The 13,335-nt window shown below is 69.2% G+C and carries 19 protein-coding genes and 1 pseudogene; 6 read left to right on the top strand and 14 right to left on the bottom strand.

The window, feature by feature from the left end; all coding sequences use genetic code 11:
* Nucleotides 1–424: 424 nt before the first annotated feature.
* Nucleotides 425–595 carry a hypothetical protein gene (locus ACW4TU_RS43600; protein ID WP_457422854.1) on the bottom strand — a complete coding sequence of 57 codons (171 nt, stop codon included), beginning with the start codon at nt 593–595 and terminating at the stop codon, nt 425–427.
* Between the two features lie 293 nt (nt 596–888).
* Between ACW4TU_RS43600 and ACW4TU_RS43595 the strand changes: the two genes are divergently transcribed.
* Entirely contained in the window at nt 889–1,263 is a 375-nt protein-coding gene (locus tag ACW4TU_RS43595; RefSeq protein ID WP_457422852.1) for a hypothetical protein, read from the top strand.
* A gap of 199 nt (nt 1,264–1,462) precedes the next feature.
* Nucleotides 1,463–1,834: an ArsR/SmtB family transcription factor gene (locus ACW4TU_RS43590; RefSeq protein WP_457422850.1), complete on the top strand. Its 372-nt coding sequence runs from the start codon at nt 1,463–1,465 to the stop codon at nt 1,832–1,834.
* Between the two features lie 91 nt (nt 1,835–1,925).
* Here the strand turns inward: ACW4TU_RS43590 and ACW4TU_RS43585 are convergent, their stop codons facing one another.
* A complete protein-coding gene (locus ACW4TU_RS43585) occupies nt 1,926–3,560 on the bottom strand; it encodes an alpha/beta hydrolase (RefSeq protein ID WP_457422848.1) in 1,635 nt (544 codons plus the stop codon).
* A 139-nt stretch (nt 3,561–3,699) separates the two neighbouring features.
* Between ACW4TU_RS43585 and ACW4TU_RS43580 the strand changes: the two genes are divergently transcribed.
* Entirely contained in the window at nt 3,700–4,335 is a 636-nt protein-coding gene (locus ACW4TU_RS43580) for a carboxymuconolactone decarboxylase family protein (protein WP_457422846.1), read from the top strand.
* Nucleotides 4,336–4,503: 168 nt separating this feature from the next.
* Here the strand turns inward: ACW4TU_RS43580 and ppk2 are convergent, their stop codons facing one another.
* Nucleotides 4,504–5,460, bottom strand: coding sequence for a polyphosphate kinase 2 (gene ppk2, locus ACW4TU_RS43575; protein WP_457422844.1), 957 nt, complete (start codon nt 5,458–5,460; stop codon nt 4,504–4,506).
* A 139-nt stretch (nt 5,461–5,599) separates the two neighbouring features.
* Nucleotides 5,600–5,842, bottom strand: coding sequence for a DUF6411 family protein (locus ACW4TU_RS43570; protein WP_457422842.1), 243 nt, complete (start codon nt 5,840–5,842; stop codon nt 5,600–5,602).
* A gap of 244 nt (nt 5,843–6,086) precedes the next feature.
* On the opposite strand from ACW4TU_RS43570, the gene ACW4TU_RS43565 reads away from it, so the two are divergent.
* From ACW4TU_RS43565 to ACW4TU_RS43555, 3 genes are all read left to right on the top strand, one after another.
* Entirely contained in the window at nt 6,087–6,644 is a 558-nt protein-coding gene (locus ACW4TU_RS43565; protein WP_457422840.1) for a hypothetical protein, read from the top strand.
* A gap of 63 nt (nt 6,645–6,707) precedes the next feature.
* Nucleotides 6,708–7,181: a hypothetical protein gene (locus ACW4TU_RS43560; RefSeq protein ID WP_457422838.1), complete on the top strand. Its 474-nt coding sequence runs from the start codon at nt 6,708–6,710 to the stop codon at nt 7,179–7,181.
* A 97-nt stretch (nt 7,182–7,278) separates the two neighbouring features.
* Nucleotides 7,279–7,407 carry a hypothetical protein gene (locus ACW4TU_RS43555; protein WP_457422836.1) on the top strand — a complete coding sequence of 43 codons (129 nt, stop codon included), beginning with the start codon at nt 7,279–7,281 and terminating at the stop codon, nt 7,405–7,407.
* A 302-nt stretch (nt 7,408–7,709) separates the two neighbouring features.
* On the opposite strand, the gene ACW4TU_RS43550 is transcribed toward ACW4TU_RS43555, so the two are convergent.
* The 10 genes and pseudogenes from ACW4TU_RS43550 to ACW4TU_RS43505 all read right to left on the bottom strand — a co-directional run bounded on the left by ACW4TU_RS43550 (nt 7,710) and on the right by ACW4TU_RS43505 (nt 13,309).
* Nucleotides 7,710–8,027: a gas vesicle protein K gene (locus tag ACW4TU_RS43550; RefSeq protein ID WP_457422834.1), complete on the bottom strand. Its 318-nt coding sequence runs from the start codon at nt 8,025–8,027 to the stop codon at nt 7,710–7,712.
* Nucleotides 8,024–8,209 carry a gas vesicle protein gene (locus ACW4TU_RS43545; protein ID WP_457422832.1) on the bottom strand — a complete coding sequence of 62 codons (186 nt, stop codon included), beginning with the start codon at nt 8,207–8,209 and terminating at the stop codon, nt 8,024–8,026. Before ACW4TU_RS43545 ends, ACW4TU_RS43550 begins: the two co-directional genes overlap by 4 nt.
* Nucleotides 8,206–9,051, bottom strand: a complete 846-nt coding sequence (locus ACW4TU_RS43540) for a GvpL/GvpF family gas vesicle protein (RefSeq protein WP_457422830.1) — start codon at nt 9,049–9,051, stop codon at nt 8,206–8,208. The genes ACW4TU_RS43545 and ACW4TU_RS43540 overlap by 4 nt, the downstream gene beginning before the upstream one ends.
* On the bottom strand, nt 9,041–9,406 hold the full coding sequence (locus ACW4TU_RS43535; RefSeq protein ID WP_457422828.1) for a gas vesicle protein: 366 nt from the start codon (nt 9,404–9,406) through the stop codon (nt 9,041–9,043). Before ACW4TU_RS43535 ends, ACW4TU_RS43540 begins: the two co-directional genes overlap by 11 nt.
* Nucleotides 9,403–9,690, bottom strand: a complete 288-nt coding sequence (locus tag ACW4TU_RS43530) for a gas vesicle protein GvpG (RefSeq protein WP_457422826.1) — start codon at nt 9,688–9,690, stop codon at nt 9,403–9,405. The genes ACW4TU_RS43535 and ACW4TU_RS43530 overlap by 4 nt, the downstream gene beginning before the upstream one ends.
* Nucleotides 9,691–9,749: 59 nt before the next feature.
* Nucleotides 9,750–10,463 (bottom strand): GvpL/GvpF family gas vesicle protein, encoded by a 714-nt coding sequence (locus tag ACW4TU_RS43525; protein ID WP_457422824.1) that lies wholly within the window; start codon nt 10,461–10,463, stop codon nt 9,750–9,752.
* Nucleotides 10,464–11,102: 639 nt separating this feature from the next.
* Nucleotides 11,103–11,327, bottom strand: a pseudogene (gvpJ, locus tag ACW4TU_RS43520) (gas vesicle protein GvpJ); the annotation flags it as partial.
* A 244-nt stretch (nt 11,328–11,571) separates the two neighbouring features.
* On the bottom strand, nt 11,572–11,808 hold the full coding sequence (locus ACW4TU_RS43515; protein ID WP_239134863.1) for a gas vesicle protein GvpO: 237 nt from the start codon (nt 11,806–11,808) through the stop codon (nt 11,572–11,574).
* 518 nt (nt 11,809–12,326) lie between these two features.
* A complete protein-coding gene (locus ACW4TU_RS43510) occupies nt 12,327–12,881 on the bottom strand; it encodes a hypothetical protein (RefSeq protein ID WP_457422822.1) in 555 nt (184 codons plus the stop codon).
* A complete protein-coding gene (locus ACW4TU_RS43505) occupies nt 12,878–13,309 on the bottom strand; it encodes a hypothetical protein (protein ID WP_457422820.1) in 432 nt (143 codons plus the stop codon). Before ACW4TU_RS43505 ends, ACW4TU_RS43510 begins: the two co-directional genes overlap by 4 nt.
* Nucleotides 13,310–13,335 lie beyond the last annotated feature (26 nt).

Raw genomic sequence — 13,335 nt, 5'->3', positions numbered from 1 at the left:
TTCGAGTCTGGCCGTCGAAGACACTCCAGGCAGCCCCAATGCACCATCGAGTGATCTTCTTCAAAGATCCGGACAGGGAGCAGGAGGCACCTGTACGGGACAGGTATCTCCCGGCGTTCGGATCAGGCGTCAGAGGCCGCCCGACAAGGCATACGGCCTTCCGGCGACAGGCCGGCGCCGACTCGCCAAGCGGTCGGAGCCGACCGACTCTGTCGAGGCGCCTCGGGCTTCGAAGAGATCAACGGCCGGGGGGAGGAAGCCGGCTTCGTCGTGCCGGGAACGGGGACGCACAGGACCGGGCGAAGATCCCCCATGCTCAGCTGCCGTGCTCGGCCGGGGGGGGAAGGCGCCCGCAGTACCTGGGTGGGCATAGGGGTGGGGTGAGGCGTCGTCATGGCCTCACCCCACCCCGGGCTTTGCTGTGTCAGCGCCTGCGGCCGGACCAGCCGCTCCCGATTCCCGCGACGTGCAGGGCGAGGAGCATCAGACCGAGGAGCATGACGTTCGTGGAAGAGAAGACATCGTTCGTCGCGATGTCGGCAGCGTTGATCAGAAACGCGATGAAAAACAGTACTGCCGCAGCTATACCAAGCATGGAGCGGTTCCTCTCGAAAGGGTGAGATCCGTGTGCCCCGGTATCCCCTTCGTAGACCTCTGGCGATGGTGTCCTTCCGAGTGGTGAAGCCGGTCAAGGTGGGCGAACGCGTGGGACCAATGGTCGTTCGCCGAGCATGAGCGGTCACAGGTATAACATCATCCGACTTTTCGGAGACCCTCTCGGCCAGTACAGGAACAACAAGGCTGCCGGCCGCCGGCCCTACGTAAGGTCCGGGCATTGACGAGGAAGGCGACGCCCGAGCCTCGCGGTCACCAGAAGGAGATGCCGGTATGAGCAATGTGGAGATTTGCCTCAAGGAGATCATGGCCTCGATCGAGGGCTCGTTGGGGACTGCTCTGGTCGACTACACCAGCGGTATGGCGCTGGGCACTCTCGGGGGCAGTAAGGACCTCGACCTGACGGTTGCGGCGGCGGGCAACACGGACGTGATCCGAGCCAAGACCCGCACCATGGAACACCTCGGGCTCAAGGGCGAGATCGAGGACATCCTGATCACACTCGCCGGCCAGTACCACATCCTCCGGCCGCTCAAGGGCCGCAGCGGCAACGGCTTGTTCCTCTACCTCGTGCTCGACGCGAAGAAGTCGAACCTCGCGATGGCCCGCCACCAGCTCAAGAGTGTCGAAGGCCAACTGGACGTGTAGAACGCCGCGTTCTCCATGGCCTCGCACGCCCACGACTTGAAGATTTCTTCAACTGGGCACATCCGGATCAGCTCAATCCCGTGGGCGTGCGAGGCCGGATGCACGAGGATCGGTCCGCAGGACCGCCTGCGGTGGCACGCACAGGGCCACCGAGCCCGGATGCAGCCAGTCGAACGCGGCAGGGAGCGAGCGATTCACCATGCAGGTCCCCCTCTACCAGGCCAAGGCCGAGTTCTTCCGGATGCTCGGCCACCCGGTACGCATCCGGGTCCTGGAACTCCTACAGAACGGCCCCGTCCCCGTACGCGACCTGCTCGGCGAGATCGAGATCGAGCCCTCCAACCTCTCCCAGCAACTGGCCGTACTACGCCGCTCGGGGATCGTGGTGTCCATCCGGGAGGGCTCCACCGTCAGTTACGCCCTGGCCGGCGGCGATGTGGCCGAGCTCCTGCGCGCGGCCCGCCGGATCCTGACCGAACTGATCACCGGTCAGGGCGAGTTGCTCGCCGAACTCCAACAGGCAGACCCCTTGCCCGCCCTCACCCCGGGCGGAGCCGGCCAACACCGCTGACGCCCTGGGACCTTGTCGCAGCGCGGCCGGCCAGGAAAGTCCGAGGCGCCGGTCATGGAAGGCCGGCGCCCCGGGGTCGGTGCAGGGAACGTCAGTTCACGGAGCCGATACGCTCGACACGCTCGTCGACGCCGTTACGGAGTTCACTGAGCGTCGTACCGGGCGGGGCCGTCTTCGGTGGGGAGGAAGGCGGCTGCGTCTCGTCCGCGCAGGTCGTGCCCGAGGACGGGACCTTGAGGTCCACCAGGTAGCCGACGACCGCGTCCGTCGCACAGGCACTGCGGCCGAACGCGGTGTGCCCCTCGGCCCGGAAGGTGAGCAGCGAGGCGTTGTCGAGCTGCCGGGACAGCGCCACCGCGTCCTGGTACGGGGTGTCCGGGTCGCCGGTGGTGCCGAGGACGAGGATCGGCGCCGAGCCCTTCGCCCGGTACGAGCCGTCGTAGCGGCTGACGTGCTCGCCGGGCCACTGGACGCAGGCGGTGGCGTGCTGGTGGTCGTACGTGGGAGGACCGTACGCCATCGCCGGTCCGAGCAGCGGCGCCGCGTTCGCGAAGGCCGTGACGTTCCGCTTCAGCAGACGCAGGTCGCGCGGGTAGTCCCGGTCGACGCACTCGACAGCCACGTTCGGGCCCAGGAAGTCGAAGCTGGCCGGGGACGGCGGCCGCAGCAGGAACGACGTGTTGTCCCGCAGCTGGGCCTTGCGCAGTGCCGCGCCGAACTCGGGCCAGATGACCTTGCCCTCGTTGATGTTGAACATCAGCCGGTAGACCAGTGTGTAGCCGTTGGCCTGGCCGCCGTTCGCGGTCGTCACGGGGTTGGCGTCCAGGTCGGCCTTCAGCTTCTCGAACGCCGCCCGCGGGTCGCCGTCGCCGAACCCGCAGGTGGCCTGATCAGTGGCGCACCAGTCCAGGAAGCGGCCCATCGCGCCGTCCAGCGCCAGATACTGCGGCCGGTCGTAGGCGTAGGGGCGGTTGGCGTAGTGCACCGGGTCGTACGCGCCGTCGAGGGTCAGGGCCCGCACCCGCTTCGGGAACATGGCAGCGTAGACGGTCCCGATGTACGACCCGAACGACCGCCCGTAGTAGGTGAGTTGCTTCTCCCCGAGCGCCTCCCGCAGCAGGTCGATGTCCCGGGCGACGTACTCGGTGCCGATATAGGGCAGCAGCTCTCCCGTGTTGTCCACGCAGGCCTGGTCGAATTCGGCGGCCTGGCGCAGCGCCGGCCCGAAGGCGTCCGGGCCGGGCACGCCCTTCGCCTCCGTGACGGCGCGTGTGTACCTCGCGTCGTCGAAGCAGGTCAGCGGTGAACTGCGGCCGACGCCACGGACGTCGTAGCCGAAGACGTCGAAGGAGTCGCGCAGTGCGGCCGGCAGGTCCGCGTAGTTGTTGCGCACGAAGTCCACACCGGAGTTGCCGGGCCCGCCCGGCTGCATGAACAGTGTGCCCTTGCGCTTCGTCTGGTCCGCGGCCTTCTTCCGGACCACCGCGAGGGTGATGGTCCTGCCGTTCGGCTTGCGGTAGTCGAGCGGAACGTCGGCGTTCGCACACTCGAAGCCGCCCTGGCAGTCGGTCCAGGCGAGCGACGGCACGGGCGGCTTCGCGGGCGTCTTAGACGAGGCCGCCACCTGGGTCGCCGTGCCGGTCACGGCGGCCATGAGCGCTGTCAGCGCGACTCCGACGGCTGTGAGCCGTCCGAAGCGTCTCGGTTTGCGACGTGGAGTGGTCATGTTTTTCCCCCTGGGTCAATACTCAGCCAAGCACTCACCATGTGTGCTGAGTTCGGCTAACTGATAGACGAAGAAGAAGCGAGAACGGTGCCACACCGATCACCTTTTTCTTCACCTTCCACCCCACTGGAGGCAACACATGGCATCAGACGACCCACAGCCCCGAATCGAACCGCTGCCCGTGGAGAGGTGGGCCCCCGAGGTCCGTGCCGTCTGGACGGCGGACAGCCTGAAAGACAGGGAAGGCCGGCTGCCCGCTCACCTGACGCACATGCCGGACACGCTCAACCTCACTCGGATCCTTGCCCACCATCCCGACCTTGCCGTCGCCCTCTACCCGCTGTCCATCCTGGTCAACGCCGGTCTGCTGTCACCCCGGGACCGCGAACTGGTGACACTGCGCGTCGCTTTGCGCAGCAGGTCCGGGTACCTGTGGTCCCATCACTACGAAACCGCGCAGGCCGGCGGTGTCACGGAGGCGGAGGTGCTCCGCATCGCGGACGATCCGTCGACCGTCGGCTGGAGCCCGCACGAGGCCGCGCTGATCACGGCCGTCGACGAGATCTGCGACACCTCCGTCATCCGCCCCGTCACCTGGAAGCAGCTGCGGCACACGTACGACGACGCGCAGGTGCTGCAACTGCTGGCGCTCATCGGCACGTACCAGCTCCTGGCGACCGTGCTCAACACCGCCGGGGCCGCGCTCGACGAGTGGCGTCCCGAACGCCCCCTGCCGACCGCGACCGTCACAGGGGGACCGCGCACAGCGCGATGAACAAGGCCCGCAGCAAGGGCTCATGCCGCCAGTACCCGCGGCGTCGGGGCATCCGACACACGATCCCGCGGTAGACGTCTCCTGCCTCCGCTCGTACGGCCGGACGGAGATCGCGCTATTGCCCCGTCGGCAGATCCGTACCGCCGGACGACTGCGGCGGTCGGGGCGTCACGGGGATTCGGGGTGACTGCCAGGCCCGCTGGTACGGGAGGCCAGCGGGGTGGGCGAAAGAGTGGCGTCCTCCTCGCCGGGCTCCAGGAGGGTGTTGGCGGCGCCGACGATGAGCGGATCGGGAGTACCGACCGCCTCAGGGTCCTTGCTGGTGTAGTCGACGCGGGACAGCAGACTGCGCATGGCTTCCAGCCTGGCACGGCGTTTGTCGTTGCTCTTGACGACGGTCCAGGGGGCGCGTTCGGTGTCGGTGGCGCGGAACATGTCGACCTTGGCCTCGGTGTAGTCGTCCCACTGGTCGAGCGAGGCGAGATCGGTGGGCGACAGTTTCCACTGGCGCACCGGGTCGACCTGCCGGATGGCGAAACGGGTGCGCTGCTCGGCGCGGGACACGGAGAACCAGAACTTGACCAGCAGGACGCCGTCGTCGACGAGCATCCGCTCGAAGGCCGGGCACTGCCCGAGGAACAGCTCGTACTGGTCCTTCGAGCAGTAGCCCATCACGCGCTCCACGCCGGCCCGGTTGTACCAGGAGCGGTCGAAGAAGACGATCTCCCCCGCTGTCGGCAGGTGTTGGATGTACCGCTGGAAGTACCACTGCCCCGACTCCTGCTCGGTGGGCTTGTCCAGGGCCACTACCCGTGCGCCGCGGGGGTTGAGCCGCTCGGTGAGGCGTTGGATGGTGCCGCCCTTGCCCGCCGCGTCACGCCCTTCACACACGACGATCACGCGTGCGCCGGTGTCCTTGACCCACCGCTGGAGCTTGAGCAGCTCGATCTGCAGGACGCGCTTGAGCCGCTCGTACTCGGCGCGATCGACCTTGCGGTCGTAGGGGTGGTTCTCGCGCCAGGTCTTGAGGGGGCGGCCTGTCCCGTCCAGCAGGATCGGTCGCTCTTCCTGGCTGGTGTCCACGGTCAGCCCGTCCAGCAGCCTGTCGGCCTGTTCACCGTTCATGACACCACTCCCCCATCAGCCTGTGTACTGAGTACCGGTGTACGCACGCGATTGGACTGTCCGGGGCAGGATCCGGCACCAACCGTGGATGCCTCACCCGCCCCGGACAGCCATGCCGATCGGCATCGCCTCGGCCAGGTCAGAAGGGCATGCGGCGGCGGGTGCGACGACCGGCCGAGCCGCTACGCCCCACGGCGCGGGAACTCGTGTGGAACGGCTTGCTGAAAATCCGGCCCAGGATGCCGGGCGCCTTGCCGCCGGCCCGCGCGCCGGCGCCGAGCGTACGCTGCGTGCCGCGTTCGGGGTGGCGGGAGAGGCGCGGGACGAAGAAGGCCAGCACGGCCAGGAGCACACACACTCCAACAACTGCGGCAATGATCATGAGTCGGCTCCTCTTGTTGGTCGGGAGAACACGAGTGCCCCGTCACGATCCCTCTATGTATCCGGGCACCCCTGGCGGCTTCCGCGTCGACCGACGGCGGCTCGGGCGAGCCGCTCGGCAGGGCACCTCAACCGGCTCGCACACCTGAGCGCAGCAATTGATTGCCAAATCATTGTTTAAGCTACAAAGCATTGGATACTCGCATAAAGAGTAAGATATAGGGCGCAGGTTAGGCGGTCTGCCGATGTCAACAGGGACACTTCTAGCGATCATCATTCCCATCGTGGTGCTGATCGTCATGGCTGCCGGGGCGGCCTGGTTGCTCATGCGCCGCCAGAAGCTGCGCGAGCGTTTCGGCCCGGAGTACGGACGAACGGTGGACGATGCCGACAGCCGTATGGCCGGGGAGCGCGAACTCAGGGCCCGCGAGAAGCGGCACGACTCGCTGGACATCAAGCCGCTCGACGGCAGGGTCAGGGATCGGTACACCCAGGACTGGACCAGCGTGCAGGACGAGTTCGTGGACCGTCCGGAGGATGCCGTGCACGACGCGGACCGTCTGGTGACTTCCCTGATGCACGAGCGCGGCTACCCGACCCAGGACTTCGAGCAACAGCTCAAGGACCTGTCGGTCGAGCACGGCCGCACACTGGAGCACTACCAGGCCGCCCACGACGTCAATGTGCTGAGCACCCGTCATGAGGCGACCACCGAACAGTTGCGGGGTGCCATGGTGCACTACCGGACCCTGTTCGACGAGCTGCTCTCCGATGGCGGCGAGCCCCGCCACGCCCCGGCCTGAACGGATCGGTGACAGCCCGTCGTCCCGATCCGGCAAGCCCAGGCGTCCAGGAACGGAGAAGTGATGCAACGCGAAGACGCACCGGACACCGCCGCTGTGGGCGGCCTGTCCACCGAAGACCTCGCCCACCCTCGCGACACATACACACCGCGGGACACGGCGAACACGTCGGCCGAAGTGCCGACCTTCCCCGGCGAGAGCACGGACACACCCAGCGAGGCCGGCGAGGACGAGCCAACGGGAGCCGGCCCGAGCACTCAGGACGAGGTCCCCCAGCTCCTGACCCCGGAGGACGAGGAGGGGTTCCGCACGCGCTGGCAGGAGGTGCAGAACGAGTTCGTGGACGACCCACGCGACGCCGTGCACACCGCCGACGCCCTCGTCGCCGAGGTGATGCAGAAGCTGGCCGCGACGTTCGCCGACCACAGACAGGAACTGGAAGGACAGTGGAACCGGGGCGAAGAGGCGGACACCGAGGACCTGCGCCTGGCACTGCGCCACTACCGTTCGTTCTTCAACCGCCTGCTCGTCACCTGACACATACGGCGGCGCGGCGGACACCGGACACGACCGGCTCTCGCCGCGCCCGTCCAGGCGTGGGAACCGTACACGGACGGTCGACGCCGATCGGGGTATGCCCTCGGCGGGCCGCCCGCGTGGGCGCCACCAGGCCTACCACGCCCATCTGCGGGCGACGACCGACACCGACACCCCGGACGACCTGCTCGACGGCGGCTTCACCCTCACCCTCAGCGCCGGGTAACGGCAACCCAAGGCCGAACGTCGCCATCGACACCGCGAAACCCTCGTCGCGGGGGTTCATGTCCGGTGGCAGGGCGGTGTAGTGCCGGTGGTGGCGCAGGACGTCCTCGTCGTCGTCCCCCTCTCTCGTACGCGCCCTGTGTCACGGACGGGACGGCGATGGCTGTGCGCGAGGTCATCCGCGACTTCGGGGTGAGCGCGGTCGGTCACTTCCTCGACGAGATCCGCAACCTCCCCGACCTCCGCGAACGCTTCGAGTGGCTACTGCACGAGGGCCCCGGGGTACTGAGCCTGCCGAGCGTCTCAGTGGCGCTCCTCCCGCCGCGGCAGGAGGGGGCCGAGTGGGCCGAGGTCGAGGTTCAGGTCTTCGGGGCTCAGGCCGTAGCGCTCGCGCAGTTCGGTCATACGGTCGTCGAGGATCATGAGCGTCATGCCGATGCGTTCCTCCTGTTCCTCGGTCAGGTTGTTCCTCTCCACGCGGCGGATGGCCTGGCGTTCCATGAGCTGACGCAGCAACTCCACGACGGTGAGCACCAGTCGGACGAGGTCGCGTTCGACCGTGTCCTTGTCCAGGTCGAGGCGTCGGGCCGGGGACTGTCCGGGATCGCCGTGTGATGTCACGTCAGGATTCCTTCCGTGGCTCCCTCGACCGAGGTGAGCAGGGCGCGCAGGGAGATCCGGACCAGTTCCACGTCCGCGATGCAGAGGCTGAGGTCCCCCGTGATGACCACACCGCCGGCCAGGAGCCGGTCGAGGAGATCGACCAGGGCGACCTCCCCATGGGGCGGACCACCGGCCGTCACGGCGTGGTCCGCGGGATCGCGGGGTCCGCCGGTTCGGCCTGTTCCGGTGGGGGCGAGGCGAAGGAGTACGGGGCCCAGGGTCCGGTGATCTCGAGTTGGACGCCGGCAGTCCCCGCGGCGAGCAGCTCCACGCGGTCCTGGAAGCTCCGCGTGTGCTGTCGCGGGACCAGATAGGCCGCGTTGACGACGTTCTCCCCCGGCTTCGCCGACAGGGCGCCAGACTGGGGACGATGGTGCCGTACGTCGGTGGCCAGCCTCGCTTCCGCGAGCGTACGGTCCACCAGCGCGCCGAGGTCGGCGGCGGCCTGGAGGGCGAGGGCGTGGCCGTCCCTGCTTGTGCGGCGCACGCGCAGGTAGTCACGTCCGGAGCGTGGCCGGTCCGCCGGGGACGGGGCAGTGGCCGGTGGGCGGGCGTAGATCTTGACGCCCCATTCGTCGTGGCCCTCCAGCTGGTTCAGGGTGGTGCGGAAGTGGCCGGCGTCGGCGTGCAGACGCCGCAGCAGGCTGTCGTCGTCGAGGTACACCGTGGCCAACCGGAGGGGCAGTACCGCAGTCCGCCCGGCCAGTGCGGCGATCACCTGGTGATGGTCGCGGGCCAGGCGTTCCAGGTCGGCGATGTCGTCGAGCCGCCGCGCGATGGCCTCTTCGGTGAAGGCGTCGGCGGGTACGTCGCTGACGACTGCGGCGGTGTCGCCACCGCGCAGGATCCGTACCGGCAGCCCGTCGACGCCGCGCAGCTCCCGGGCGGCCCGCTCGGCCGCCTCGTTCCGCAGCAGTACCGCGTACGCGTAGACCGCTTCGGTGAGGTCTGCCGGGGGTGCGGTGTCGTACTCAGAGATCATCTGGTTCCTTCAACCGGGCGTTGAGCGACTGGAGTTCGGCGCGAAGGCGGGCGTTCTCGGCGGCGAGTTCCGCCGTGCGGGCGGGGTCGGGCGACGGAGCGGGGCGTATGGCGCGAGAGGACAGCGTCGGGTCGTGCTCCCACCAGTCGATGCCCATCTCGCGCGCGGTGTCGACGGAGACGACGAGCAACCGCAGTTTGATGGTGAGGAGTTCGATGTCGAGCAGGTTGATTTTGATGTCCCCTGCGATCACGACCCCTTTGTCGAGGACGCGTTCCAGAATGTCGGCCAGACTGCCCGCGCCGCCCGGTTGGGGCGACAGGGCACCTGACCGCCGAGTGAGAGCGTCGGTCATGGGGGGCCTTCCTGTAGTGCCGGACCGCCGGGGTCGGCCGGATCCTCGCCGCTGTCGGCCGTGATCTGCTCCAGACGATCCAGGAGTTCGTCCTCCCGGAGGCTGAACTCCTCCTCGGTGATCCGGCCGGCCAGCAGATCGGTCTCCAGTTCGGCCAGCTCACGGTGAATGGGGGCCGGGTCGGCGTACTGCCGTTCCGCTTCCTGCACCACCTGTTCCAGCACCCAGCCGACCCCGCGCAGCGGAGCCAGCGGCAGACCGAGCAGGCCGCTCAGCAGACCCATACGGGGCTCTCCTTACAGTCGGGAGGTGGTAGTGGTGGGGGGAAGGTTCGGTCACACGGTCAGACAAAGCTGTAGGGCGGAAGAGGCCCGGTCACGCGGAGTTCGAGCCCGTGACCGAGGCTCTCGGCAACCCTGCCCACGGACGCGGCGAACGCGTCGGCCTGCCCGCGTTCGATCAGCAGGCTCAGGTTCAGGAAGACCTCGCCCGCCGGATCACCCGCGGCGGTGCGGTGCGCCAGCGGCTCCAGTCGGCGGGCGATGTCCTGGGCGTGCTGCGCCTGGAGCGCCTCGACCCCGGCGGCGACGACCGTGCCGAGGGCCACCTGGTCGTCGTGCGAGCCCGCGCCGTCCCGTGTGAGGGCGCTCAGACGCCGGGCTTCGGCGCTGCCCCGCAGGACATCGCGCAGGGCGGTGTCCTCGTCCTGCAGGGCCTTCACATTGAACTCGACGCGGTCCTCGACGTCTCGGAGCCGCTCGGTGAACAACGACTCCTGGTCCGCCAGCGCGCGGCGGACCGCGCTGTCGTCGGGGGCAAGTGTGCCGAAGCGCAGGGGTAACACGGCACCGGCGGCGCCGAGCATCAGCAGCACATTCTGATGGGCCATCAGATCTCTTCGTTTGGCGCGTAGTTGCGCCGGCGCCTCGCTGACGACGGCGGCCACCCGGGCGGCGCGCACGGCCCTCAGGGGCGCGGGCGAGGCCCCGATTCCGGTGGCACCGTCGACGGGCAGCGGATGGTCCGCGTCCGTGACCGCGTAGAGGTAGAGCGGCATCCGTCAGGCCTCCCCGCCCGGCTGTCCCTTGCCGCCCCGGGTCCTGCCGCGTGCGGCGGTGGGAGCTTGCTCCTGGCCGGCTGCCGTGGGACCCGAGGCGTCGACCACTTCCTGCGCGGTGCGCGCCGTCGCCTGTTCCACAGCACCGATCTCGTCGACGCCGTGTGCCGCGAGATCCGTCACCAGGGCCGCGGTACCGGCCGCCGGGACGACGGTGCTCACTCCGGTCACCGTTGCCGGGGCGACAGCGCCCACCACGGTGCCGGCCGTCTGACCCACCGTGCCGACCAGCCCTCCGACCGTCGGCGCCACACCGCCGACCAGCCCTCCGACCGTCGGCGCCACACTGCCGACCAGCCCTCCGACGGTTGGTGTGACGGCGCCGACGACGCCGCCGACAGTCTGTCCGACCGTCCCGAGTGCCTGTCCCACCGCCTGTCCCAGGTTCCCGACGCCCGGGACCGCGGCACCGGTTCCGGACGGCCAGGCGGTGACGGGCTGCCCCTGCCTGACGACACCGCCGGGAGCGGGAGCCACCGCGACGCCCGGCAACACAGCCGCCTGCCCTCCGTATGCCGCGGCGGTGGGCAGGCCCGGCGTGAGCACCGCGGGCGCCGCGGCCACCACCGGCGTACCGCGGTTCTCCAGGTCGAGGCGATTGGTCGCCGCCGCGAAGCGCAGGTAGGTGTCGACGCTGGCGATCACGATGCGGATGTCGACACGCAGGACCTCGATGCCGATCACCGACACTCGGATGAAGACATCGATCACGAGTCCGCGGTCAAGGATCAGGTCGAGGATGTCGTAGAGGCCTCCGTCGGTCTTCTGGGCACGGGGGGCGGCGGTCTGGGTGAGCACGGTCATCGGTGAGGTTCCCTCTCGGAGATGGGGGGCGAGGGTGTGCGGGGCGAACGTCGGCGGTGGACTGTCGTGCGGTCGGCGTACGACAGCCGGTCCGGGATCCCGGACCGGCTCAGCCGGGTCAGGGATACGAGGGCGTCGCAGACACACGGACGTCGCGACAGCGGGCGGGGCAGTCGTGCACAGGGGGCCACGTCACACGGAGGGAGGCGATGGACCGGCGTCGCGCGGGCCGCCTCGTACGCCCTCACTGCCGGTCGACCTGGCCTCGGGTGTAGCGGCGGCTGCGGGCGTAGCCGAGAAGGAGGCCGTCGGCGTCCAGCCTCACCCGGTAGACGGCAAGGACACTGGTGGAATCGGGGATGCGCTCCAGCTCCACCACCTCGACGTCGACCTGCCAGCCCGTCCCGTCGCGGCTGATGGCCGAGACCGACTCCGGTGTACGGCCCAGGAGTTCGGCAAGTTGGGCGCGCGCGTTGCGCATCGCGCCCACGGCATCCCCGACCACCGGGGTCCCAGCGGCGGGTGGCGGCGGCGCCGAGTTCGGCGCGGGGTCGGGTAAGTCGCTCGTACTCATAGTTCGTCCGGTCCGTCCAACTGGAAGGTACGCCCGACAGATGACGACGTGTCGGCAGGCCTTTGGCGCGTCCCCCGAGCGCGACGTCCGACATGCCGCCACTCACCAAGTGTCGTGCGCATGATCTCAACACATCTTGCCCACGCGGTACCCACAAGTTCGCCACATTAAGCACATGAATTTTCGCGATCCCACCCGCCACACGCGCCAACTGCACCCACAGGGGCCCAGCGAAGGACAATCCGGGCCACACCCGCGCGCCAACAGACATCAGTGCGCCGCCGAACAAGTCGCCGTCGCCCTGATCCGGTCGTCGGCCCCGTCAACTGTCTCGTGGGCATGACGGTGGCCGGCGCCTCCCCCAAGGCCGTCGACCGAGCCGGTCGCAGGTACAGCCGCCGCCGGGGCGGCCGTTCGTACGGAGGTCAGCAGCCGCCCGCCCCCGTTCGCAGGAGGGCCGCTCCCAGCGGAGTCAGGGGGTGCGGGACCGTGTTGGCGTGGCGGTGGCTGGTGATCAAGGCCGGCGTCGCGCAGTACGGCGGTGTGATGGCTACCGTCGTGGGTGTCACGCCGGCCCGGCGGGCGGCCTCGGTGGTGGTGGAGCCGGTCGCGCAGGCTCTCGGAATGGCGGGGCGGGTCGTGCCGAGCAGCACGTGCAGCGGAGGAGATTCGGCGTGCGGAATCGTCGCCGGCAGGTGGTGGAGGGGGTCGAGCAGAACGGGCGGGAGCCCGGAGTCGGCCACGGCGATGGGCGCGTGCCAGCAGAAGCAGGAGGGGATCAGGAGCAGCCCCTGCCCGTCGAGGCGGACGTCGCGGTGCTCCGGATGCGGATCGATCTCCAGGACCGGTGGCCGCCAGTGGATCGTGGGGCCCGGCCCGGCGAGCATGCCGTCGGTCCGGGCATGGAAGAGGGTGTGGGCGTGGCGGACCCGCTCGGCGTGCAGGCGCTCCTGGATGCGCTCCTCGTGCGGGGCGATCACGGCACAGTAGGAGGCACGCAGGGCGCACACGAGTTTTCGCGCATGTCCGGCTCGGCGAGCCGGGATGCCCGGACCGGGACACCGACGGCCCGGGTGAGCGCGTCGGTCTCCCTGACGACCCGCTCGTACGGCGTCGCCAGAACGGCCTTCAGCCCGGCGTCCAGTCCTTGGGCGCCTTCCGGTGGCGTCAGGAAGTCGGGGAAGCAGCCGGCGCGCGGGAAGAGGGGCAACAGGAAGGTCCTCACCGCCGGTTCGAGCCCGGCCCAGCGCAACGAGGCACGGGCGGTGCGGAACCAGGGGGCGTAGGCCCAGCGGCCTTCGCGGATCTGGAGCCGGTGCAGACTGACCGCGATCTCCCAGAGCGCGTGTGGTTCGGTCGCGACTCTGACCTTGGTGAGGTCCTCGGACGTGAAGTGAAAGCGGAGCATCCGTCTCTCCGCGGGCCACCGTTGCC

The sequence above is a fragment of the Streptomyces kryoterrae genome (assembly GCF_054072135.1).
Note: the sequence above shows the minus strand (reverse complement) of the source record. Positions and strands in the feature narration are given on the sequence as shown.